Source organism: Rhizobium sp. BK181 (genome assembly GCF_014193305.1).
Taxonomy (GTDB): domain Bacteria; phylum Pseudomonadota; class Alphaproteobacteria; order Rhizobiales; family Rhizobiaceae; genus Rhizobium.
In genome coordinates, this window is record NZ_JACHZA010000001.1 from 1,302,408 (window position 1) to 1,325,726 (window position 23,319).

At 53.8% G+C, this 23,319-nt stretch carries 20 protein-coding genes; 18 read left to right on the forward strand and 2 right to left on the reverse strand.

What is annotated here, in order from left to right:
* The first annotated feature begins 68 nt into the window (after window positions 1-68).
* The 18 genes from FHT77_RS06545 (at window position 69) to FHT77_RS06630 (ending at window position 21,025) form a co-directional block, all read left to right on the forward strand.
* On the forward strand, window positions 69-419 hold the full coding sequence (locus FHT77_RS06545; RefSeq protein ID WP_183753555.1) for a hypothetical protein: 351 nt from the start codon (window positions 69-71) through the stop codon (window positions 417-419).
* Between the two features lie 170 nt (window positions 420-589).
* Entirely contained in the window at window positions 590-1,894 is a 1,305-nt protein-coding gene (gene pncB / locus FHT77_RS06550; RefSeq protein WP_114710731.1) for a nicotinate phosphoribosyltransferase, read from the forward strand.
* Between the two features lie 159 nt (window positions 1,895-2,053).
* On the forward strand, window positions 2,054-2,401 hold the full coding sequence (locus tag FHT77_RS06555; protein WP_312859730.1) for a hypothetical protein: 348 nt from the start codon (window positions 2,054-2,056) through the stop codon (window positions 2,399-2,401).
* A 131-nt stretch (window positions 2,402-2,532) separates the two neighbouring features.
* A complete protein-coding gene (gene msrA, locus FHT77_RS06560; RefSeq protein ID WP_183753557.1) occupies window positions 2,533-3,051 on the forward strand; it encodes a peptide-methionine (S)-S-oxide reductase MsrA in 519 nt (172 codons plus the stop codon).
* 722 nt (window positions 3,052-3,773) lie between these two features.
* Window positions 3,774-4,967: a tyrosine-type recombinase/integrase gene (locus FHT77_RS06565; protein ID WP_246719670.1), complete on the forward strand. Its 1,194-nt coding sequence runs from the start codon at window positions 3,774-3,776 to the stop codon at window positions 4,965-4,967.
* 714 nt (window positions 4,968-5,681) lie between these two features.
* Entirely contained in the window at window positions 5,682-6,491 is an 810-nt protein-coding gene (locus FHT77_RS06570; protein ID WP_183753559.1) for an ABC transporter permease, read from the forward strand.
* The gene (locus FHT77_RS06575; RefSeq protein WP_409527435.1) at window positions 6,488-7,273 is read left to right on the forward strand and encodes an ABC transporter ATP-binding protein; all 786 of its coding nucleotides are present in this window, start codon (window positions 6,488-6,490) and stop codon (window positions 7,271-7,273) included. Before FHT77_RS06570 ends, FHT77_RS06575 begins: the two co-directional genes overlap by 4 nt.
* Window positions 7,274-7,519: 246 nt before the next feature.
* Window positions 7,520-8,554: a polysaccharide biosynthesis protein gene (locus FHT77_RS06580; protein ID WP_183753561.1), complete on the forward strand. Its 1,035-nt coding sequence runs from the start codon at window positions 7,520-7,522 to the stop codon at window positions 8,552-8,554.
* A 5-nt stretch (window positions 8,555-8,559) separates the two neighbouring features.
* Window positions 8,560-9,675 carry a UDP-2-acetamido-2,6-beta-L-arabino-hexul-4-ose reductase gene (wbjC, locus tag FHT77_RS06585; RefSeq protein WP_183753909.1) on the forward strand — a complete coding sequence of 372 codons (1,116 nt, stop codon included), beginning with the start codon at window positions 8,560-8,562 and terminating at the stop codon, window positions 9,673-9,675.
* A complete protein-coding gene (gene wecB / locus FHT77_RS06590) occupies window positions 9,672-10,805 on the forward strand; it encodes a non-hydrolyzing UDP-N-acetylglucosamine 2-epimerase (protein ID WP_183753563.1) in 1,134 nt (377 codons plus the stop codon). Before wbjC ends, wecB begins: the two co-directional genes overlap by 4 nt.
* Window positions 10,806-10,971: 166 nt before the next feature.
* The gene (locus FHT77_RS06595) at window positions 10,972-14,070 is read left to right on the forward strand and encodes a hypothetical protein (protein ID WP_183753565.1); all 3,099 of its coding nucleotides are present in this window, start codon (window positions 10,972-10,974) and stop codon (window positions 14,068-14,070) included.
* Complete coding sequence (locus FHT77_RS06600) at window positions 14,067-14,699, forward strand: hypothetical protein (protein WP_183753567.1); 633 nt, start codon at window positions 14,067-14,069, stop codon at window positions 14,697-14,699. Before FHT77_RS06595 ends, FHT77_RS06600 begins: the two co-directional genes overlap by 4 nt.
* Before the next feature lie 2 nt (window positions 14,700-14,701).
* Complete coding sequence (locus FHT77_RS06605; protein WP_312859731.1) at window positions 14,702-15,826, forward strand: DegT/DnrJ/EryC1/StrS family aminotransferase; 1,125 nt, start codon at window positions 14,702-14,704, stop codon at window positions 15,824-15,826.
* Entirely contained in the window at window positions 15,819-16,598 is a 780-nt protein-coding gene (locus FHT77_RS06610; protein WP_183753569.1) for a glycosyltransferase, read from the forward strand. The genes FHT77_RS06605 and FHT77_RS06610 overlap by 8 nt, the downstream gene beginning before the upstream one ends.
* Window positions 16,588-17,709 carry a glycosyltransferase gene (locus FHT77_RS06615; protein WP_183753571.1) on the forward strand — a complete coding sequence of 374 codons (1,122 nt, stop codon included), beginning with the start codon at window positions 16,588-16,590 and terminating at the stop codon, window positions 17,707-17,709. Before FHT77_RS06610 ends, FHT77_RS06615 begins: the two co-directional genes overlap by 11 nt.
* A gap of 598 nt (window positions 17,710-18,307) precedes the next feature.
* A complete protein-coding gene (locus FHT77_RS06620) occupies window positions 18,308-19,396 on the forward strand; it encodes an acyltransferase family protein (RefSeq protein WP_183753573.1) in 1,089 nt (362 codons plus the stop codon).
* Window positions 19,397-19,618: 222 nt separating this feature from the next.
* A complete protein-coding gene (locus FHT77_RS06625) occupies window positions 19,619-19,756 on the forward strand; it encodes a hypothetical protein (protein ID WP_183753575.1) in 138 nt (45 codons plus the stop codon).
* 258 nt (window positions 19,757-20,014) lie between these two features.
* Window positions 20,015-21,025: an acyltransferase gene (locus FHT77_RS06630; protein WP_183753577.1), complete on the forward strand. Its 1,011-nt coding sequence runs from the start codon at window positions 20,015-20,017 to the stop codon at window positions 21,023-21,025.
* A gap of 398 nt (window positions 21,026-21,423) precedes the next feature.
* On the opposite strand, the gene rffA is transcribed toward FHT77_RS06630, so the two are convergent.
* Window positions 21,424-22,569 (reverse strand): dTDP-4-amino-4,6-dideoxygalactose transaminase, encoded by a 1,146-nt coding sequence (gene rffA / locus FHT77_RS06635; RefSeq protein WP_183753912.1) that lies wholly within the window; start codon window positions 22,567-22,569, stop codon window positions 21,424-21,426.
* A gap of 347 nt (window positions 22,570-22,916) precedes the next feature.
* A complete protein-coding gene (locus FHT77_RS06640) occupies window positions 22,917-23,318 on the reverse strand; it encodes a GtrA family protein (protein WP_183753914.1) in 402 nt (133 codons plus the stop codon).
* Window position 23,319: the final 1 nt, after the last annotated feature.

Genomic DNA, 23,319 nt, shown 5'->3' on the forward strand with positions numbered 1-23,319 from the left:
CGTTCGTTTTTCTCCGAGGTGAGGTGGCGAGCCGATGACGGCTTGCGCGACATCGGAAGGAGGCAAGCATGGCTCAGCAGACGGAAACGCGCTGGGAAGAAGCGGACGGCAAGCTTCATGCCGAGGAGACGATTTCACCTGTGAAGGCAAAACAGGGCCGGACAGGAACCCGGATTCTCATGGTCCTGATCGTCGCGCTGGTGCTCGCCTTCATCGTATGGATCCCCGTCGAAATCTGGGGCAAGAAAGAGTCAGCGGACGTCGCACCCCAACAGCCGGGACAGCAGATTCAGTCGCAGCAATCAGCACCGACACCATCGCCTTCGCTGCAGAACGGCAATGCGGTGCCGACCGAGACACCAACTCAGCCGCCGGCCTCGAACACGGCGCCGGCAATGCCCAAGCCTCCTGCACAATAGGAGCGCGCGGGTCAAAGTGGTCACTGCCAAGCATCCTGTCGGACCGCCGGCAGGGTGCTTTTCTGTTTGCGCTGGACTTTACCGGCTGATTTTTCGATAAGAAAAGCACACGAGCCGGTTTTCGTGCGCCGGTCGGCGCACCTTACCCGGCTTGGGAATGGGCGGAGTACATGGCCAAGACTGATATCGCGCGGCGCGTCTACAATCACACCTGGAAGCTCGATCCGATTGTTCGCAGCCTGATCGACACGGACTTCTATAAGCTGCTGATGCTGCAGATGATCTGGAAGCTCTACCCTGAGGTCAACGCCACCTTCACGCTCATAAACCGCACCAAGCGCGTGCTTTTGGCCGAAGAGATCGACGAGGGCGAACTGCGCGAGCAGCTCGATCATGCCCGCACCCTGCGTCTCTCCAAGAAGGAAACGATCTGGCTCGCTGGTAACAGCTTCTACGGCCGCGCGCAGATTTTCGAGCCTGAATTCCTTGCCTGGCTCTCGCATTTCCAGCTGCCGGAATACGAACTGTCGAAACGTGACGGGCAGTACGTGCTCGACTTCCATGGATCGTGGAAGGACACGACCATGTGGGAAATCCCGGCGCTTGCCATCATCAACGAGCTGCGGTCGCGCTCCGCCATGAAGGCGCTTGGACCATTTACGCTCGATGTGCTTTATGCCCGCGCGAAAGCGCGGATGTGGGAAAAGGTGGAGCGGCTGCGCGAATTGCCTGGCCTGCGGATCTCCGACTTCGGTACGCGCCGCCGCCACAGCTTCCTTTGGCAGCGCTGGTGCGTCGAAGCCTTGAAGGAAGGCATCGGGCCTGCCTTCACCGGTACCAGCAATGTGCTGCTCGCCATGGATTCAGATCTCGAAGCCGTCGGCACGAACGCCCACGAGCTGCCGATGGTGGCCGCGGCCCTTGCCCAGACCGACAAGGAATTGCACAACGCGCCCTACAAGGTGCTGCGGGACTGGAACAAGCTCTATGGCGGCAACCTGCTGATCGTGTTGCCGGATGCGTTCGGAACGGCAGCGTTCCTGCGCGACGCGCCCGAATGGGTCGCCGATTGGACGGGCTTCCGACCTGACAGCGCACCGCCCGTCGAAGGCGGCGAGAAGATCATCGAATGGTGGAAGAAGATGGGCCGCGATCCGCGCCAGAAGCTGCTTATTTTCTCGGATGGCCTCGATGTCGACGCGATCATCCACACCTACAAGCACTTCGAAGGCAAGGTGCGGATGAGTTTCGGCTGGGGCACCAACCTCACCAACGACTTCGCCGGCTGCGCGCCGACCGAGATCTCCGGGCTCAATCCCATCTCCATCGTCTGCAAGGTCATTGACGCCAACGGCCGCCCGGCCGTGAAGCTATCGGACAATCCGCAGAAGGCAACCGGCGACCCGGCGGAGGTTCAACGCTATCTGAAGTTCTTCGGTACGGAGGATCGCGTCGATCAGGCGGTATTTGTGTAGGCGCTAAGCGCGAGTCTTCCGCGCAGATCCCTGGGACATATTTTACGGCGGAGGACGGCTCGACACCCGATCCGACTTGCTACCCGGTGTTGCAGTGTTTGAACCGCAGGACCCAATCGGCTGCGCAGATTTCCTGGCCGTTCGAGGACCCGCCATCCCGTGCAAACGCCGACCCTTGCTGCCGAGAAGTCTGCAGCGTCCCCGCTGATTGGTACGCCTTGGACGGAGACCAAATCGCAATCCGGTCTGCCAGGCCCAATGATGATCTTTTTGCCGAAGGGCAAACTCCTTATCGACTCTTGCTGGGAAACCTACGCTCTCAGGTCATGGAAACAGCCGTCGGCCAACGAGATTTCATGGGATGAGGACGGCGCAATCATATGGGCCAAGATCAAGACGATCTCTGCTGATAGGCTCACTCTTCAAATCTCCGCGGGGAAGGATCTCGTCGAGCGGAGTTATGCCGCCGCCAAGGCTCCCTATGTCTGCCCCGACATGAAGCGGTAGCTTGAGCCGCTAGCCCTGAAAAGCAGACGGCAAAACGCGGTCTGGCAAAATGGGGCGTCAATCCCCATCTATGGCGCAAGAAACGGGCTCAGATGTCTGTGCCCATTGTTTAGCTGGAAAGGACGTTTCCAATGACTGTAGAGCGTGCGGTACTGGCGGGCGGTTGCTTCTGGGGCATGCAGGACCTCATCAGGCGGCTCCCTGGCGTCGTATCCACTCGCGTGGGCTATACCGGTGGCGAGGTCGCCAATGCGACCTACCGGAATCATGGAAGCCACGCCGAGGCGATCGAGATCCTGTTCGACCCGGCGAAGACCAGCTACCGCGACATCCTCGAATTCTTCTTCCAGATCCATGATCCGACGACAATGAACCGGCAAGGTAACGATATCGGCGCCAGCTACCGATCGGCGATCTTCTACGCCGACGACGCTCAGCAAGCGACCGCCGAGGACACCATTGCCGACGTCGATGCCTCCGGCCTGTGGCCCGGAAAGGTCGTCACCGAAGTTGTTCCGGTCAGCGACTTCTGGGAAGCGGAGCCTGAACATCAGGACTATCTGGAACGCATTCCCAATGGCTACACCTGCCACTTCGTGCGGCCCGGCTGGAAACTGCCGAAACGGGCCCGCAGCACGGCCGCCGGATAACAGGGCGCTAGCTTGCCCGCGTGGCGTTCGAGCGCATACTGACAAGAGGCCTTGCTGTTGGAGCAGGGCCTCTTGGTTTCAGGCGAATGGCTGGGGACAACAGCCGCTAACGCCTCCACAGCGAATGATCCGTTCGTACCAACAATCGCCGGTCACGGTTGGTATACGTCACAGCCGCATCGTCCATAAGGGGTGCTTGAGTTCCTTTCCCAAAGCGCTACATTCGACTTACGGAATTCGCCTTCGATAGGCTGACCACGGAGGTACTGGCAGCCCATCGTCGCCGCGGATTGAGGAAGGTCGGCACGATATCGTTCCGACCTTTTTCCTTATGGCGGCTGAAGGCGGCCGTCACTCCACCCTACATCGTTGCTTTGCGAGGTACAGCGTCAGCACTCGCGAAAAGTTGGCTCAGAGAATCGACCAGAAAATGCGGGCTGAAACACGGATGCTAGGCGCAAGCTTGTCGCTAAACAGCCGAAATGACGCAATCCTCGGAAAGGCAAATGGCGGACAGAGAGGCCGCCTCGACGCTCATCTCATTACATCTCAAACAAGCAAATTTCGTATTGATTTAATTGATGTTTCTGCGATATCTTGGGCATCCACAACCTTATGCAGTATCATTCCATCCCATCGAATTTCGGCTCTTGTGGCGGGCCAGATGGCGGGCTAGGAAAGGTTCAACGAACCTCCAATGGCCAGCAAAAAAATGCTCAGTGATGCCAAAGCCCGAGCTAAAACCGAACGCCAAACCTGTTCTCGATGGGACGATCGTCGGCCTCTATCTCGTCCCCAGCGGCACGGCCGGCAGCGGAAAATGGATCCTGCGTTTCGTGTCGCCGACAAGCGGAAAGCGTCGTAAGATGGGTCTTGGCAGTTATCCGACGACCACGATCCGAGATGCCAGAACCAAGGCCTTTGAGGCTAGAGGTGTGATCGATAACGGAAGAGATCCGCTTGACGCTCGCAGGGACCGGGATCGGGCGAGAGCCCGGCTGGCGGCAGTCCCGACTTTCGAGAAAGCGGCGCGACTGCACCACGCTGACAAGGCCGAGGGCTTCCGTAACCGGAAGCATATCGATCAATGGATCAACACGCTGGAGCAATATGTCTTTCCCAGAATCGGAAAGAAACTGGTCAACGCACTCGGTCCCGCCGACTTTGCGGCTTGCCTTAAACCAATCTGGCTTTTGAAGCCGGACACTGCCTCACGCATCAAACAGCGCTGCGATGCGGTGATGAACTGGGCCGCTGCCAGCGGATATATCGTTGCGAGCCCTGTGGGCGTCGTCGATAAGCTTCTGCCCAAGCAACCAGGCAAACGAGACCGTGTCGCGCATCAGCCTGCCCTTCCCTGGCGGGATTTACCAAGCTTCGTCTCCGATATCCTTCATCCGCGAATGCCAAACGCGACCCGCGACATGCTGGAGTTGCTGATCCTGACCGCCTCCCGTTCGGGCGAACTCCGTCAGATGCAATGGAACGAGATCGACTTTTCCAACGCGATCTGGACGGTGCCTGCGGCACGCATGAAAGCGAAGGTCATTCACCGCGTGCCGCTTACCCGGAGGGGCATCGAGATCCTTGAAAGCCGACTTGAGAAATCGGAAACCGGCGAAGGGCTGGTATTTCCTTCGCGAAACAACACGCCGATCGGCGATATGGCACTCACCAAGTTTCTGCGGGACAATGAGGTTATGAGCGATACGCCAGGGCGCATCGCTACCGCTCATGGCTTCCGCTCAAGCTTTAGAGACTGGGCATCTGAGAACGGGTACTCCCGCGATGTTGCGGAGCGTGCGCTCGCGCATACTGTCAAGAATGCAGTCGAGGCCGCCTACCATCGTACGGACCTTATCGATCAACGGCGCGTCATGATGTTGGCGTGGGAGGCTTTCTGCCTGGGAGCGTGACGGCGGCGATTCATTTGAGCAATGAGAGGATTGAAAAGGCTTTCCCGTCACGTCAGATTGCGGAACCAATAGACTGTCGACCTGCCGGCTAGTCATCCGGTAGCTTGGAACGATGATGTTTGTCCTAGCGTCGTTATCGACACGGTCGTCTCAGCGCGCGATGGGATAACCAACCCGGTTCTGGATAGTCCCTCTAGAGTAAACGAAGTGGGGCGTGACGTACACTGCTACCGGCCACGTCCAATCCTAGACTTGAGGTTTTCAGAACGCCGATGATAACAGCGGTGAAATCCGAACTGGACCTTGATATGGCGCTTTTGAGAGACTCGAATTCGTGAATTAGTGGAACTTATATATTAAAATCAATTTGTAACGCTGCAACGACCGAAAAAATGTACTTCGCTTCTCGCTGGAGCACTGGCTTTCGTTTCCCACGCTTTCCTGCCTATCGTATCGGGAGGCTCGGGGGTATCGATAGTCGGAAGGAGTCGGCACTGATTTCCAGTTCGGTTACTGCCAGTTCGAAAGCACCTAGAACATGTCTGCAAGGGACATGTCGGCTTCTCAACGCCATTTGCCAAGCGCCTACGCGAACCACCACGGATAATAGCGGGATGCGCCGAAGGGTACAGACAGTCACTATTAAGTCCAATTCTAATGTGCTAACCGCGAGCCTTGCGAAAAACAAGCGACTGACCCGGAGACTGCTACTACATGACCAGAGCGACAGCGCAGAGAATTACCGCCTGGAAGGACGTCTGGGATTCTATCGCCAACTTTCAACTGCCCGCGCTCTTGGGATGGCAAGACGTCGCGCAGCGATATCGCCGTTCCAAGGTCGGGGCGTTTTGGCTCACCATCAATATGGGGGTGCTCATCGGCGCTCTCGGATTGGTCTTTGGTACGATTTTCAATTCACCGATGTCGGAATTTCTGCCGTTCATCTGCGTTGGCTTAATCGTGTGGGGATACTATTCGCAACTGGTCAACGAAGGCTGCACCACTTTCATATCAAGCAGCGACACAATGCTGCAGTTGCCAATTCCATTTTTCACTTACATTCTTAGAACGTGGTGGAGAAATACAATTATACTTGCTCACAATTTAGTTATTTTCCCAATTATAATTTTGATATTTGGAAAATTTGTCAATTTTTATGCAATTCTTGTTGTTCCTGGCTTCTTTTTTGCATCACTCAATATTCTTTGGATGATGGTTGTACTGGCAATTCTTTGCACTCGCTATAGAGACCTGACGCAAATCATTCAAAACATCATGCAAGTCTGTCTATATCTGACGCCAGTGATGTGGGAACCTAGCCGTTTGCCAGCCGGCACCAGATCCATGTTGATGCTTAATTTGAACCCATTCTATCACTTGATTAGTGTGATAAGGGATCCGTTGCTCGGCAACGCTGGAACGCTGATTAATTGGTGCGTCGTTCTCGGTATGGCAGTCGTGGGGTGGACCGTTGCACTTCTACTTCTGAATCGCTACCGCTCACGAATTACGTATTGGCTATGAATATCCACGTCCAAAACAATCCTGCGCAGGCAAAAATGACTTCGATGCATCTTGAAGACGTCACGGTAGATTTCCCGATCTACAATGCGAAAAGCAGATCGCTCAAGAACCAGGTGTTCAGTTTTGCCACCGGGGGGACGATCGGCTCCAACTCTGAGGGCCACATCATAATTCGCGGGCTTGAAAATGTTAACCTGAGCCTCAACGAAGGCGAAAGACTGGGCCTCGTTGGCCACAATGGATCCGGCAAAACCACACTCCTACGTGTGATGAGTGGCGTCTATCACCCGTCAGGGGGGCGCATTCTTATAAATGGCAAATGCACATCGCTGATCAATATCTCCTTGGGCATTGATCCTGAGGCAACTGGGCGCGAGAACATTGCTATTCGTGGAGCCCTCTTGGGATTCAAAAAACGTGATCTTGCTGTGCATCAGAAAGACATCGAAGACTTCTCCGAGCTCGGAAATTTTCTAGACATGCCAGTCCGCACATATTCCACGGGCATGCAGCTTCGCCTCGCATTTGCAATTTCGACCGTTATTCAACCAGAAATCTTGATTATGGACGAATGGCTGGCGACGGGTGATCAAAGCTTCCAAGAAAAGGCGAATGAACGCCTACATGATCTCGTCAACAAAACCAAAATCTTGATAGTCGCCAGCCACTCCAAGGACCTGTTGGTAAAAAACTGCACTCGAATAGTTTGGCTGGAACACGGCAGAGTGCGGATGGATGGCGATGCCGAATCTGTTGCCACGGCATACTTCGACCATCATTGAAACCGCGCTGGTATTCAAAGCGTATCTGTTTTCGTGGACGCGCCGCCGAAGAGTGAAGGCGAAACCGAAATCCGCGTTCCGCCGAGGCGCGCGTGTTGCGACTGCGAAGCTCGGTCAGTTGAGGCGCGGTTATCCAGAACAAGTCGAAGCCTACAAGAGCCCGATACGGGCTCAGGTATTGAGCATTGGACCCAAAACACGTATTGGGAAGGCGATTGCAACTTAGTAGGCGGCGTCCTTTAGAACATGTTCACTGACAAAACCATCTTGATTACCGGCGGCACTGGCTCGTTCGGAAATGCTGTCTTGCGTCGCTTCCTGGATACGGATGTTGGCGAAATTCGTGTATTTAGCCGAGACGAAAAGAAGCAAGACGATATGCGCAAGCGCTATGCGCAGTCCAAGCTGAAATTCTACATCGGCGACGTGAGAGATGAGTCGAGCGTGAAGAGCGCAATGCGTGGGGTGGATTTCTGCTTTCACGCAGCGGCCTTGAAACAGGTTCCTTCTTGTGAATTCCACCCAATGGAAGCCGTACGCACCAACGTTCTTGGTACGGAGAACGTGCTAAAAGCGGCGATCGATTTCGGGGTCGAACGTGTTATCTGCCTTTCGACCGACAAGGCAGTCTACCCAATTAATGCCATGGGCATTTCCAAGGCAATGATGGAAAAAGTCATGGTTGCGACCTCTCGCAATCTTGAAGGATCCAAAACCGTCATTTGCGGAACGCGGTATGGGAATGTCATGGCCTCGCGCGGCTCTGTTATCCCGCTTTTTGTAAGGCAAGTTCTCGAGGGGCGGCCGATAACGGTTACTGATCCGTCGATGACCCGCTTCATGATGTCAATCGACGACGCCGTTGAACTCGTAATCTATGCTTTCGAACACGGACGAAACGGAGATATTTTCGTACAGAAGGCTCCCGCGTCGACCATTGGTGCCCTTGCAACGAGCATTGCGGACCTCATGGGAAAGCCTGACCACGAAATAAAGGAAATCGGAACCCGTCACGGCGAAAAGCTCTTCGAGGCACTTCTCAGCCGCGAGGAAATGGCTACTGCTGAGGACCGAGGCGGCTACTATCGTATTCCTCCGGATGGTCGCGATCTCAATTACACGAAATTCGTTGAGCAGGGCGAACTCAAGATCAGTTCGAGCGAAGACTACAACTCGCACAATACCGAGCGCCTCGATGTGGCCGGCACAAAGGAACTTCTTTTGAAGCTGGATTTCATGCGCCGAATTATCAAGGGCGAAAAGCCTTCGCTGGAGGATTGATCACCATGCGAATTGTCGTTACCGGCGCTGACGGGTTCATCGGGCGCAATCTCGTGCTTCGCTTACAGGAACTCGGCCACGGAAATGACCTGGTGCGGATCACGCGGGAAACGGAATCGGGCGATTTGGCGAAATTGATAGCAGGCGCCGATTTTATTTATCACCTGGCCGGGATCAATCGACCGAAGCATGAATCCGAATTTGCGACCGGGAACTTAGAGTTTACACGCACGCTTTGCGATGCCGTTTCAAAGCAAGCGCGCCCAGTTCCAATCGCCTACACCTCCTCGACGCAGGCTGATCGAGACAATCCATATGGAAACAGCAAGCGACAGGCTGAAGACGTTCTGCGCTCATACGGACACGAGGCAGGCGCGAAAGTGCATATCTTCCGTCTGCCAAATGTTTTCGGCAAGTGGGCGCGCCCGAACTACAATTCGGCCGTAGCGACGTTCTGTTACAATATTGCACGTGGCCTGCCCATTACCATTAACGACCCGAATGCTCCCTTGAGTTTGGTCTATATCGATGACGTCATTTCCGCCTTTGTTGGCCTATTGAAAGACAACTCCGTAGTCGAGAGCACGCCCGAAGTCGCGCCAGTCTACAAAACGACGGTTGGGGAGGTTGCCGATTACATCCGTTCGTTTGAGTCCGGCCGCCATTCTCTGATCACGCAACGGGTGGGGACCGGCCTTCTTCGGGCGCTCCATGCGACTTATCTAAGCTACCTCGACCCCTCCGGCTTCTCCTATGTCGTTCCGGTCCATTCTGACGATCGCGGCGAGTTCGTCGAGATGCTCAAGACAGAGGACAGCGGGCAGCTATCGTATTTTACCGCGCATCCCGGCATCACACGTGGCGAACACTACCACCATACGAAGACGGAGAAGTTTCTAGTTATTCGCGGTACCGCTCGCTTTGGCTTTCGTCATGTCGATACCGGGGAGACCTTTGAAGTCGAAACCAAGGGTGGTGACGCAACAATTGTGGAGACGGTTCCAGGTTGGGCCCACAATGTGACGAACGTCGGCGACGACGAATTAGTTTGCATGCTTTGGGCAAACGAAATATTCGATCGCGCAAATCCAGATACGATTGCATACAAGGTGAAGTCGTGAAGAAGCTGAAGGTCTTAACAGTAGTAGGCACTCGCCCGGAAATTATTCGGCTCTCGCGAGTAATTGCGGCGCTAAATGAGCACTGTGAGCATATTCTTGTTCATACCGGCCAGAACTACGATTACGAGCTCAACCAGGTCTTCTTTGAGGACCTGGAGGTACGCAAGCCGGATTTCTTTTTGGAGGCCGCTGCCGGAACTGCATCCGAAACCATCGGAAATATCATCATCGCAGTCGATCGTGTGCTGGACGCCGTTAAGCCGGATGCAATGCTAGTTCTGGGGGATACGAACTCTTGCTTGGCCGTCATTCCCGCCAAACGCCGAAAGATCCCAATCTTCCACATGGAGGCTGGCAACCGGTGCTTTGACCAACGCGTGCCTGAAGAAACCAACCGGCGGATTGTGGATCATACCGCCGACGTCAATTTGACCTACAGTTCGATAGCGCGCGAGTATCTGCTCCGAGAGGGGCTGCCACCAGATTTGGTGATTAAGACTGGCAGCCCGATGTATGAGGTGCTGTCGCATTACCATGATCGAATTGAAGCCTCCGACGTTCTCAAGCGCCTGAACCTTTCAGAGGGCCGTTATTTCGTTGTGAGCGCACACCGCGAAGAGAATATTGATTCCCCTCGTAATTTCAACAACCTGATAGCAGTCCTGAATGCTGTCGCGGAAGACTTTGGAGAGCCGGTCATTGTCTCGACACACCCGCGGACAATGAAGCGTATCGAGGCCGCCGGCGCAACTTTTCATGACAATGTCCGTCTTCTCAAGCCTTTGGGGTTTAATGACTACATTAGACTTCAAGCATCCGCTCGGGCAGTGCTCTCGGACAGCGGCACCATAACGGAAGAATCGTCCATTCTTAATTTCCCGGCGCTCAATCTGCGGGAAGCGCATGAGCGCCCCGAAGGCATGGAGGAGGCCGCGGTAATGATGGTTGGACTTAACGTCGATCGGGTAAGACAGGGCTTGGCAATCCTTGCCTCCCAGGCACAGGGCCACGAGCGGACCTTAAGGTTGGTAGCTGACTACAGTATGCCCAATGTTTCTGACAAGGTGCTCAGAATAATTCATAGCTACACGGACTACGTAAGGCGTGTGGTGTGGCGGACATACGACTGACTGATTATCACTATCGGATAAGCAGAGGCTTGATATTGCCGAATGACCACCGGCGAGTTGCGTCCCAATTGATGCTTGAGCATTGCCCAGTTTGTTTATGCCGAACTAAGTGGCTGGATGATTTGTCGTGATTTTTTGCTTGGTTGCCGCGAGAGGGTGCTGATTGATGAATGAAGTGAAGCAGCTTTTAAGACGCGTCCTGCGGCAGGCAAGAGACTTCAACCCCATACGGTCTCCACTAGCAAGACTCTCTAGTACCGCTCGTTCACTTTCAGATTCCGGCCGGTGGGATGAGGCGCTACAGATCTATAAAAAGGGATTCGCGATATCCCCTCGCGACGTTCACTTGTGGCGGGCATTGTTGAATGCTCCTGAAGAGGCCGGGTATCTCAATACAATCAGATCACAGTTGGTCGCGCTCGCTCCCGAAAACTCAGAATCCTCCGAACGAGGTTTTGTCCGGGCTCTCCAAAAAATCGATAAAAGCCACCAGTTGGCGGCGCGGTACGTTGGGTTGGAGTTTCGCGGTAAGACTGTTCACGAACTAGAAGCGTTTCTAGAGAAACTAAATCAAAGCGATTTGATCGATCTAAGTTTTCTCAAATCGCTTTCGGACTATTTCTGGGAGAATGGGCGCGCGGAGCACGCACTGCTGCCCTCTGAATTGTACGTCGCAAGGCACCGGCATCTCCACCTACTATATCGAGTAAGCGAAATATTGTCGCTGACAGGAAGCAGCGACGACCGTCGTGTCAGCTACTTGAATGAGGCTGTTGCCTGCAAAGTCGAAAGCCCGGTCGATGCTCTTGTTGTGGCGTTAGCGTTCACACGATTGCGGAAATGGAACGAAGCAGTCAGAGCTTTTAAAGACAGCCTAGACCGCTGGCCTAGAGATATAAACCTGTGGCAGGCCTTATTGAATGCGCCTAGAGAATCCGGCTGCCTCGATGCGATGAAATCGCTGTTGGCCGAACGCGCACACGAAGCTTCAGATGCTTCTGAACAAGGTTTTGTCCGGGCGCTCCGAGAAATTGATAAAAGTCACCAGTTGGCGGCGCGGTACGTGGGTCTGGAGTTCCGCGAGAAAACAGTCCAGCAACTAGAAGCGTTTCTCGTGGAGCTAAATCAAAGTAACCTGATTGATTTGAGCTTTTTAAAATCGCTTTCAGACTATTTCTGGGAGAACGGTTTGGCTGAGCACGCGCTGCCGCCGTCGGAATGGTACCTTAAGAGGGGCCGACATCTACATATACTGTATCGCGTAAGCGAAATTCTGGCGCTGAGGGGCAGTAGTGACGAGCGTCGTGTCAATTACTTGAATGAGGCTGTTTTCTATGATGCTAAGAGCCCGGTCGATGCGCTTGTTGTGGCGTTGGCGTTCACACGATTGCGCAAATGGGACGAAGCGATAAAAGCTTTTGAAGGCAGCTTAGATCGATGGCCATCAGACTTGGATCTTTGGCGAGGTTATGGCGATTCAGCAGCTGCCTCTGAGATCGTCTTCGTTCAATTCGCTAGGTCTCTGGCATCTCGTGGTGACAGAGCGGCGGGCATTGTTGCCGAGTTAACTCCCCTTAGCGCCGTATACTTTCTGAAGAATGCGCATGCTGTAGCACCCGGGATCGATCCAAATGGGATCACGGATTTCATAGTCAGTGCTCTTGCGAAGAGCGATCTCGCAGTAGCGGTAAAGAGAGCGGAGGATTACATCACCAAATCCGCATACACAAACGCTGCTGAGTTCCAGGAGAGGTTTTTCTTAGGAATTGTCGGACGCTGGTCCATGGAGACTGGAGAAAAGTATCGAAAAGCCATCTTCCGCTTGAGACTGCAGCGATTGTTCTCTCGATCGCTCGTTTTTGAGCATGTGATCAATGATGAGGAGTTCGTAAGAGCGTTTTGTCGAGACTGCAATGAAATGAGGCTTGAGGCGATGGAGCTTGATGAACCAATTGCCGATCTGGGAGGGTGCACACCGTGGGTTCCAATTTACACGAGAGCCGTCCCCCATCTGTACGCTGACGCGGCTCTAGCGATACATGACTTGTGCGCAGCAGTGTGGCCGCGCCTAAAGTGGACGGCTCCTCACATCGACAGCAAAATCCGCAGCAATGAGAAAATCAAAGTCGGCTTCACTTGTCTTGACTTTATGCCGATGATTTCAGGGCTCATGGAGCGGTTAAACCCAGAGAAATTCGAAAGAATTTTTCTTCAACCTCAATATCCTCACCCTGGTGGAGAGACAGCGCGAAACTGGGTCGCTAGGGCTGATCGCACGGTAAAGTTGCCGGTAGATTCTATTTTTGATATCCAAGAGGTTATCGCGCGCGAGGAGTTGGATATCATTGTTGCAGGTCCCTCGGTGCCGTCAGGAATTTATCCAATGATGGCAAGGTTGGCGCGGATCCAAATGACAATAATCGAACCCAATTGGTGCGACAATTTCGAGAACGTGGACTATTACATCACGTGGAGCAGGGCCGAGCCTGCTGACTATAGAAATTTCCACAAAAATGCTGTCGCATTGATGGAGCACCCACCGTATTGGCTTGAGATGCCTTCTCAAGGAAAGAGGGCTGGCGATGGCCCAGTAACCGCACTTCGCGATGCTCCACCGCATAGTAGAGTCTACGTGTGTCCAACTTCGCCAGTGAAGCTCCATCCCGCTTACGATGAGGTGCTGAAAAGCCTCCTTTCGAAGGACGAAGAGGGGATAGTCGTTTTCCTGAGAATGGATAGCCCTTGGGCGCACTCGGTACGTCATCGCATGGTTGATGCTTTAGGACCGCTTGCGGAGCGGCTGGTCTTTCTGCCGAGCCTCACGCCTGTAGAGGCACACGCACTCCTAAATTCTGTAGACTGTGTTCTCGATGCGTACCCTTTGGGGGGAATGTCTTCCAGCTTCGTGGCAGCAGCGCTAGGGACACCCACTGTGTCGCTTCCGGCTGAGATCCCATTTGGAAAATGGATGGGCGCGATCTACGACTATATTGGGGTCGCCGGTCTCACCGCAAAAACCCCAGGCGAGTATGCGGAGATTGCGTACCGTCTAGCCACAGACACGGCATGGCGCGAAGCGAAGGCGCTAGAGATTCGCGAAAAGCAATCCATGTTGGTCGAGAGTCACCTGTCGGCTACCGAGTTTGAAGCCTTTCTCTTGGCTGCGGCAGAGCGACACTCCAAGGGTCTTTCGGCAACAGACTGGGTTCATGATGGATGGGTTGACAGCGCTCCGCCACACTCGAACCAGCGGAACACACTATGAGTGTTCCGTCGGCCATTATCTACGGCGCCGGAGGGCATGCCCGTGAGCTGAAGTTTCAACTGGAGCTTGAGGGAGCTTCGGTTTCAGCGTTTGTTGATGATTTCGAATCTGGATTTTTGCTTGAGGGCATCCCTGTAATTTCCTTAGACGATGCACGTACGCGTTTCGGGGGGGCGGCTTGGTATGTTGCAATTGGCGCTATTGCCGGTCGCAAGGCCGTCGTTAGGAGATTGCGGGACCTGGGTCATGTTTTAGACTCCTTCGTGAGTTCTCGTGCGTTGATCTCGCCCCGCGCTTCCATCGGGGGAGCCGCTCAAATCTTCGGAAACACGGTAATTTCGTCCGGCGCGGTGATCTCAGACAATGTCATAGTCAACTTTGGTAGCGTAATATCTCACGATGTTGCTATTGGGGCTAATTCGTTTGTTGCGCCAAATGTCACGATCGGCGGCCACGTCGACATTGGAAATGACGTATGGCTGGGGTCAGGGGCGATCGTTCGGAATGGCGCGCCTGGGAATCGACTAAGGATCGGTAACAATGTCACCGTTGGCGCGGCGGCATGTGTAGTAGGTGACGTTGCCGACCACTCGACGGTCATCGGCGTGCCCGCAAAGAGGAAGGACTGACCGTGTCAAAAAACACGCCGATATACGTTGCGCGACCAATTGTTCCGACTTTGGATGATTTTCTCTTTTATCTAAAGCCAGCCTTGGAAGCCCGCAGGCTATCCAACGGCGGGCCAATCTCGGCTAACCTGGAACTGCGGCTTTCCGAACTGCTGCGAACCAGGTACGTCAACCTTATGTCGAATGGGACCGTCGCAATTGAAATTGCGGCCAAGGCTCTCAACTTTCAGAAAAAAGTCATTACAACACCGTTCACGTTCGCGGCCTCCATCGGGGCTCTACTTTGGGTTGGGCTCGACCCAGTCTTGGTGGATGTTGAGGAGGATTACCTTACTTTGAGCCCGGACGCGGTGGAGGGGGCAATCGACGATGACGTTTCCGGGATTTTGGGCGTGCATGTCTATGGATGCCCCTGCGATGTCGATGCCCTTGGTTTGATAAGCCGCAACCACAATCTGCCCATCCTATACGATGGCGCACACGTCTTCGACTCTACATACAACGGGCGCCCGATCGTGAGCTATGGCGATGCCACCACGATGAGCTTCCACGCGACCAAACAGTTCAATACCGGCGAGGGCGGCGCGATCGTAACCTCGTCAGCCGCAACTAATACAAAAATAAGTTTGCTGAAGAACTTCGGAATAGAATCGGAAGACCTGATTTCCGATGTGGGGATCAACGGAAAAATTAGCGAGATAAACGCTGCCTTCGGGCTTGCGAATCTGAATGCACTCTTTGATGAGCGAGCACGGCGGAGCTCCGTATCGCAAATTTACACCGACATCCTATCCGGTGACAACAAAATCAGGATCGTCCCGCAACGTCCGGGGACACTTGGATCACGTAGCTACTTCCCTATTCGTTTGCCGGTCGAGAATGGGACGTCACTCCGCGACAAGGTGTATCTTGGCTTGAGAGAGCTTGGTGTGTACACGCGCAAGTACTTCTATCCTCTCCTTTCAGATATTCCTGCATACACCGGCAAAATGTCGCAAACAAAGTTCCATCTGCCAAATGCCGAACGTGCGGCAAAAGAGGTACTGACGCTTCCGCTCCACGGTGGCATAACGGACGCGGAGGCATCCTATATAGCTGAGTCACTTAAGGCGGTCCTGAATGCCTGACGCTTCGATCACCATTCTGGTGCCAACGTTCAATCACGAAAAATACATCGCGGAAGCGATCAAGAGCGTGCGCGACCAAACGATCATTGGTTCGTGCAATGTCATCATATCGGACGACTGCTCCTCAGACGACACGGTTGAAATTGCTCGTCGCTTAACTCGAGATCTACCAAACTTCACCGTACGTCAAAACGCATCGAATCTCGGGATTATGGAGCATTATCGTTTACTCGCCTCATTGGTAGATACCTCGTATCTAGCGATCCTTGAGGGTGACGACTATTGGCATGCGACTGACAAGATGGAGCTTCAAAAGTCTCTTATGGATAGCCATCCAGAGATCCCCTTGTGTTTTACCGCATGCCTAGTGAAAGACGAAGCAAGTGGTGCGAAATGGCATCATCCTGGCTGGTCTCCAGATCGGCATCGAGTCGTTCATTTTCTCGATATGCTGACATTTAACCCTGTTGCCACCTTCTCGAATTGCTTCTACCGGACGGCGAGTTTTGCTGATGCCGTTAGTGTTGCCGATGCTAAGAGCGGCTATGACTGGCTACTCAACATGTCACTCGCTTCCGCTGGCGGCGCGCTTTTCGCGGCTCGAGCTTGCACTCTCTACCGACTCCACGCAAATGGGACTTGGACTAAACTAAACTCTAAACAGAAGCGCGCCGGTATTATTAGCTCGTTGGAAGCACTTAAAAGCAAAGTAGACAACTCGCTGGGTCTTTACATCGACGCAGCAATCGCCAGAGCACACAATGACAGATAATCCGCTGATTTCGGTTCTCATCCCGAGCTACAACCATGCGCCGTTCATCGAAGCTGCAGTCAATAGCGTTCTGGAGCAGACCTATCAGAGACTTCAAGTCGTTATCGTGGACGATGCATCATCTGATGCCTCGCAACAACTGATCCGATCATTCTCTGACGAAAGAATAGTTTTTCGTCTGCTGGCCGCAAATGTGGGCGCTTGCGAGGCAATGAACATCGGACTGTCAATGTGCGAAGGGGAGTTCATTGCAGTATGCAACTCCGATGATGTGTGGATACCACAGAAGCTCGAGCGGCAGCTCGAGGTGTTCAGCGCTGCAACAAATCTCGGCGCAGTCTTCTCTGATGTCGAATGGATAGACGATTTCGGTAGGCCATTGGCCAAGAAACAGGCCCCAGCATTTCACGCCGTTTTTAAGCAACCTAACCGATCACGCTTTGCCTGGATGAAGGACCTAATCGAAAAGGGTAACAGTCTTTGCCATCCCTCAATCCTTATTCGGAGGGAGGTTTATGATCGAGTAGGGACGTACAACAATTTCTATCGGCAACTGCCGGATCTCGATATGTGGATGCGCGTCTTGCAGCACTACGACATATTTGTGATGCCGGAGAAACTTGTGAGCTTCCGTATCCACAATAGCAACACTAGCCGACCGAACCCTACGACGAGTAACCGATCGATCAATGAACACAGGCTGATACTTCGAAGCTTTCTCCGCGATATTTCTCCCGACAACTTCTATGCCTCGTTTGGATTTACCAGTATTGCTCCACTCAATGGTACCAACAACCTAAAGTATGAGGTTGCCCAGTACCTATTGAAGTTCAGGGGAGGCGAAGTTTTCGAAAGAATGTTCAATCAACTTGGCTCTGAAATTCTCCTGGAGCTTCCGCAAGACGAAATCTTGGCACGAGGCACATCTGCACATGCCTTCCACCAGTATGTAGGTAGAAATAGCGCCTGGATCGGCACCTCAGGATTGGATGGCGATGAGAATTTGCTTGGATTCGGTCAGCGCCTGACGCCAACTCTCTCGGAGACACGCACGATCGATCTGGTCAAAACAATCCTCAGGCGCATTCGATCCCGGGTAAAAGCGATTTAGATCCAGGTCGTCCGAAGTAGGCAGCGTAGGGAGAGCTGCCAACTCTCATTCAATGGCACAAGACCTGCGTGTGCCGAATATAGGCGTATTCTCCCCGTTTTAGGCAACGGGCAGCCTTCGTGTGGCCAGCGATATGCCGATTTTCGATCAGCGACCACGTGAGAGCGACCAAGACGACGGTGCACGCCGGCTTGATGATCCAGAGCCACCAGTGACCAAACAAGCCGATCGCGACCGGTGTGTGGGATATACGCTGTCGACAGAACAAGGCCGACCAGAACGGCGACACGAAAGACGTCTACAGAGTGGCGTTGTTGATCGACAGATAAGTATATTGACCGCCGGTCACTGACCCGTCACCGCACAGTGAGCCGCGAGCCACCAGAGAGCTTTGTCTTCAAAGAGCACGGCGACGCGATCACGTTCGCGCCGCTTGATCGTGGCGCAATACTATGATTTTCACATCGAAAGCTCCAGATTGCTGGGAAAGATCAGACCGCGGTGGGCGAGGACCGAAGAACGGTCGGGCCCGGTCGGCGTTTACACCGTTCCGCTATTCGGCTACCCGTTAGCTGTGTGTAAAACGAGGATCTATCGCTTGAAGCGGGTCAGATTTCTGGATGGATTGCGAGGATGGGGCGCGCTGGTCGTTGTCCTCTATCACGTCTTCTGCAACGGCTTTCCGGAGAATGATTTCTTCAGAAATTACCTGTGGCGGTTCGTGCCGATGAACGGACCATTTGCGGTCATGGTGTTCTTTGTCGTCTCTGGCTTCGCTCTTTCGATCGGGTTCATCCAAAGCCGCGATTTTCGGCAATTAGGGACAATAGCCGCCACGAGATACTTTCGCTTGGCGCTACCCATCTTACTCGCTTGCGCTGTAGTCCATTTGGCCCAAGTGACGGGCGTCCTTCAGGTCCCTGCCGAGAGGTTCCCGCCTTGGGGGAATATCGTTGCCTTCCCGGCTAGCCTTGAGCACCTGTCGCGGTTCTCGTTCTATGACGTGTTTTTCAACTACAGTCTCTCAGAGACCTATATTGGACCGCTATGGACTATGAGTTTCGAACTGGTGGGATCATTCGTCGCGATTGCCGCGATTTTGTTTGCCACTTTGATCAGACTCAGGTTGCTGTTCCTCGCTGTGGTCGCGGCATACTTCCTTGCCGTTGGAAGCATGAATTTTCTTTTCGTAGCCGGTGTGATCGTCGCTCTGCTTTACCAGAGCGGCCGACTGAACGGCATCCCCTCATCCGTTGGCCTCGGCGGATTGGGCGCCACAACGGTTTACCTTCTCGCGTTCCAATGGTCCGAAGGGCGGCTAGATATGGTCGCATCAATCATTTTCATCCTAGGATGCATGATCGTCTACCAAGCTCGCGATTTTCTTTCCAATCGCCTATCGCGGCATTTGGGGACTATATCCTTTCCTCTGTATCTGATGCACGGTCCCGTCATGCTGATCTTCGGGGCGCCAATGATGGGACAATTCGGCGATACCGTCGTATCAAGATCAGTCATTCAGGTGTTGATGGTGACCGTTTCGTTCCTGGCAGCCTATGCATTCGTGCCGGTGAACAACGCCGTGATCTCGTGCCTTCGCAAGGTGAGCAGCCCTTTGATTGCTACTCCTGCCGTAGGAGTTGGTTGGCTCGATCGGCGCCGAGAGCGCCTCTCTGGAAGGCCTTGAGGGTTCCGAAAAGTCCGCCGTCGGTCAGGTGAGAGAAGTGCCGAACGCGTGCGACTACGATCCATTTAAAGCTCAGTTTTGTAAGGGGGAAGTCAGGCTTCAGGACATTTGCCTCGCCTGACCGATCGCTCACGCAAATTGTCAAAGTCCACAGATAAGTGTTCGACCTAAAGTAGACCTCAGGCGGTCACCTGCTTACTAACAGCCGCTAGAGGTGAAGACATGCGTGATTCTGAAAGCCAACACGAAAACGACGAACTGCCAAGTAAGCCGCTGCCTGAGGGCGAGAAGTTCTTCGACCCTTGGGAAGAGGAATTTCGTAAGAGCTACGCCAAGGACGACAAGGCCTTCGATTTTTGAACTATCGGGCGGACAACCCGATTCGCTCCGAGCAGCGCGACGGGAGAAGGTCGCGGCACCTCCGTTCAGCCCGCCCTTGGGCGTCTGTCCAAGTGCAGTGAAAGCGCAACACTCGGTGTTAATTTGCTTTACGGCCTGTCCTAGGGGGGCGTCACTGGTATCGACAAGTCGAGAAGGAAGTGCTGACTGAGTTGCTCGGAGAACATTCGCACTTGGGAGTTCCTGTTTTGGAACACCCGGCTTTGGGGGTAGAAACTGTTGAGGGCAAACAACTTCAATTTGGCACGGATGCTCTTGGCGTCCGCGGTACTTTTGAGTCATTCTTATGCTCTGTCCGGGTTCCCCGAGCCCGCTGCATTTAGCTCCACACTGGGTGCATTTGCCGTCCAATGCTTTTTCGTTATCAGCGGCTATCTGATCTGCGGCAGTGCATCGGCAAGTGATTCCGTTGCACGTTACACGTGGAAGCGCGCCCTCCGCATACTGCCAGCTTTGGTATTCGCGTACATTTTCACGAGGTATGTACACGGATACTTCGATAGGTTTTCCGGCAATCCGATTCCTTGGATGCCTAACGGTTCGATATGGACGCTTCCGTGGGAGGGTGTCTGTTACGCTATTACAGGCCTTGCCGCCGTTCTTCTGCTGCTTACCCCGGCAACAATCAATCCCGTCTACGCACTGTCGGCTGTGATGGTCTTGATTGACGTATCGGGGGCGTTGGGGTCCAACACCGTAGTCCCGAATCTTTTCTTCCTGTTTTTGGCCGGCGCATTCATCAAACTAAACGAAAAATCGCTTTCCCTTGCCCGGATAGCCTTGTTCGGAGCAGCTGTAATCGTCGCGCTGCAAGTTCCGCCTTTCTCAGGCGTGTCACGGAGCGTCTTGGGCATCATCCCATTCGCGTTGGGCCCAGACCTAACGTTTCAGCACGTTTCCTACTTTCTTTATCTGCTGCTTCTGCCGTTTCCTGTCGTCTATCTCTGTGCACAGGCCCCAGCGTTGCCGTTCTTCCGTGGTGACTATTCATATGGGGCATACATCTATGCTTGGCCGGTGCAACAGTCGGTGGTGGCCTATTGCCTATCGTATGGCTACAAAATCGGCCCGATCGAACTCTTCTGTTCTTCGTTCGCGTTGACAATGGGATTTGCTATGGTTTCGTGGCATTTCATCGAACGACCTGCCCTCAGCCTGAAGAACTGGAAGATCCCAAAAATCGGCTCCCGCCAGGATAAAGCGTTGGTTCCCTCGGCCGTGACCGAATAGCGGAAGCAAGACGAGTCAAAACGATGCTGCCACAAAGAAATCATCGATCTGCCAATCGCTGAAATGCATGGCGGGAAGTGTGCCGGCGGCATTGGTTTAGTTTCAACGAACGTTCCGCTGTAGCCTGGTAGCCTGGGGGCGCCGACTTCGCTTCTGCATGTTGCCATGGAGATGCCGACGATCAGAGGGGACAGAGGCCATGGGACCAGCGTCGTGTTGCTAGATCACTAGGCTTTCCATTGAGTCAATCGCGGCCAGGTAGTGGGCAACTGCACTAGCATCGGATCACCCCTGTGCCGGGCCCGGTCAAAAACCGGTGAGAGTCCCTAGCCACAGGATGAAATTGCAGTGGTACGTCTTCAACGCGAGTGCCACTTAGGTGCCCGGCTCCCGCTACCTCAGGCTGCCGGACCAATTCCTCTTAGGGTTTCCACGACCCGATCTTGTTGTGCGTTCGTCAAACCAACCCAGAGGGGTAGCCGAAGCAGCCGCGCCGACTGCTTGTTTGTCACAGCCATTTCTCCGTGTACGCGACCATATCGTCGGCCTGCCGGCGAGGAATGCAATGGGACGTAGTGAAAAACGGCACTAATTCCTTGCCGCTTGAACTCGTCGAGCATCGCTTCTCTAGCCTTCTCGGAGTTCAAGAGCACATAATACATATGCGCGTTATGGCGGCATTCACCCGGCACGATTGGCCTCCGAAGGAGACGTCCGGCCTCGAGAGGCGCCAGCAGCTCGTGATACCGCTGCCAGGTCTCCAAACGTTGACCCGTGATCGTCTCGGCCTCCTCTAACTGGGCCCAAAGGAAGGCTGCAATCAACTCGCCGGGCAAGAATGACGAACCCACCTCCTGCCAAGTATATTTATCTACTTGGCCGCGAAAGAAACGGCTGCGATCGGTTCCTTTCTCGCGGATGATCTCGGCGCGCTGGATGTGCTCCTCAGCGTTGACAAGCAAAGCACCGCCTTCGCCAGATATGACGTTTTTCGTCTCATGGAAGCTGTAAGCGCCGAGGTCACCGATACTCCCCAGAACGCGGCCCTTATAAGTCGCCTGCACGCCTTGTGCCGCATCTTCGACAACTTTCAGGTCATGGCGTCTTGCGATATCCATGATGGCGTCCATCTCGCAAGCGACGCCGGCATAGTGAACAACTGCGATTGCCTTTGTCCGCGGTGTAATTGCCGCCTCGATTAGCTTCTCGTCGATGTTTAGCGTGTCCTCACGAATATCGACAAAGACTGGGATGCCGCCGCGCAGAACGAAGGCATTGGCTGTCGACACGAACGTGTAGGACGGCATAATGATCTCGTCGCCGGGCCCAATATTGAGCAGCAGCGCGGCCATCTCTAGTGCTGCGGTACAGGAATGCGTCAGCAGCGCCTTCGAGCTTCCAGTCTCCGCCTCTAGCCATTCGTGACATCGCTTCGTAAAAGGCCCATCACCGGCCAGAGCGCCGTTGAAGTGGGATTGAGCTATATAATAGAGTTCCTTGCCGGTCATGTGCGGCCAGTTGAAGGGGACTTTCTGATTGCTCATTTTGCTCAAACCCTATGTCATTGGCTTCATTTAGTGAATCGGCTCCATGCCGGTCAGGATCGGCACCGAACATGCCGCACCATCGACGCTTTCCCAGCAGCTCCGCTTATCTCGACTAGGCTGGTTCCAAGCCGCTCGTGGCAATAATCGAACAATAGTGCTCAGCAGCCAAATTCAAACCAAATCCGGCCGGTGCTCTGCCGCCGATCTAAGATGTTTCATCTGGCGGAATGAATAGAGGCTGATCCAACGAAACAAGAAAAACCTCGCGAGATGGCTTTATTGTTATTAAAAAGGCCGCTATCCATTCCTCTCATCTGATCGCTCAAAATAAGTTCATCATATTCTTAGGCCGGCTCGGAATCGGCACTTGCAAAGACGAAATATTTGAAAAGGACAAACAATATCCCCGCGCACACGAATATGGCTCCCCCTTGAACTAACTGATGCGGCCAGCCCGCCTTCTGCCAAAAGACGTACAACATCAGCAGGTTCGCGCCATAGCTGATCGCATGGGCGATTGTGTAACGCAACGGCCCCGAAATCCCTTTTTTATTGTAGGCAAAAGAATATCTTGAATGGCCGAAATAAGCCGTCGTGGCGCCGATCGGATAGAGGAGCGAGACAGCCAACTTCGGATCGAGACCGAAAAACGTAACGGCCAAATATATGCCGTAGCCGAGGAGATTGTTTAAAACGCCAACAACACCATAGCGTACAATCTGGCGCATTGCCGCGTAATTGAACATC

Bases quoted from the DNA above. Each gene is read 5' to 3' on its own strand.
- FHT77_RS06575 (WP_409527435.1), top strand. From the start codon at position 6,488: ATGAATATCCACGTCCAAAACAATCCTGCGCAGGCAAAAATGACTTCG.
- FHT77_RS06610 (WP_183753569.1), top strand. From the start codon at position 15,819: ATGCCTGACGCTTCGATCACCATTCTGGTGCCAACGTTCAATCACGAA.
- FHT77_RS06595 (WP_183753565.1), top strand. From the start codon at position 10,972: ATGAATGAAGTGAAGCAGCTTTTAAGACGCGTCCTGCGGCAGGCAAGA.
- FHT77_RS06600 (WP_183753567.1), top strand. From the start codon at position 14,067: ATGAGTGTTCCGTCGGCCATTATCTACGGCGCCGGAGGGCATGCCCGT.
- FHT77_RS06570 (WP_183753559.1), top strand. From the start codon at position 5,682: ATGACCAGAGCGACAGCGCAGAGAATTACCGCCTGGAAGGACGTCTGG.
- FHT77_RS06625 (WP_183753575.1), top strand. From the start codon at position 19,619: ATGCGTGATTCTGAAAGCCAACACGAAAACGACGAACTGCCAAGTAAG.
- wbjC (WP_183753909.1), top strand. From the start codon at position 8,560: ATGCGAATTGTCGTTACCGGCGCTGACGGGTTCATCGGGCGCAATCTC.
- msrA (WP_183753557.1), top strand. From the start codon at position 2,533: ATGACTGTAGAGCGTGCGGTACTGGCGGGCGGTTGCTTCTGGGGCATG.
- FHT77_RS06580 (WP_183753561.1), top strand. From the start codon at position 7,520: ATGTTCACTGACAAAACCATCTTGATTACCGGCGGCACTGGCTCGTTC.
- FHT77_RS06615 (WP_183753571.1), top strand. From the start codon at position 16,588: ATGACAGATAATCCGCTGATTTCGGTTCTCATCCCGAGCTACAACCAT.
- FHT77_RS06640 (WP_183753914.1), bottom strand. From the start codon at position 23,318: ATGTTCAATTACGCGGCAATGCGCCAGATTGTACGCTATGGTGTTGTT.
- FHT77_RS06545 (WP_183753555.1), top strand. From the start codon at position 69: ATGGCTCAGCAGACGGAAACGCGCTGGGAAGAAGCGGACGGCAAGCTT.
- pncB (WP_114710731.1), top strand. From the start codon at position 590: ATGGCCAAGACTGATATCGCGCGGCGCGTCTACAATCACACCTGGAAG.
- FHT77_RS06565 (WP_246719670.1), top strand. From the start codon at position 3,774: ATGCCAAAGCCCGAGCTAAAACCGAACGCCAAACCTGTTCTCGATGGG.
- rffA (WP_183753912.1), bottom strand. From the start codon at position 22,569: ATGAGCAATCAGAAAGTCCCCTTCAACTGGCCGCACATGACCGGCAAG.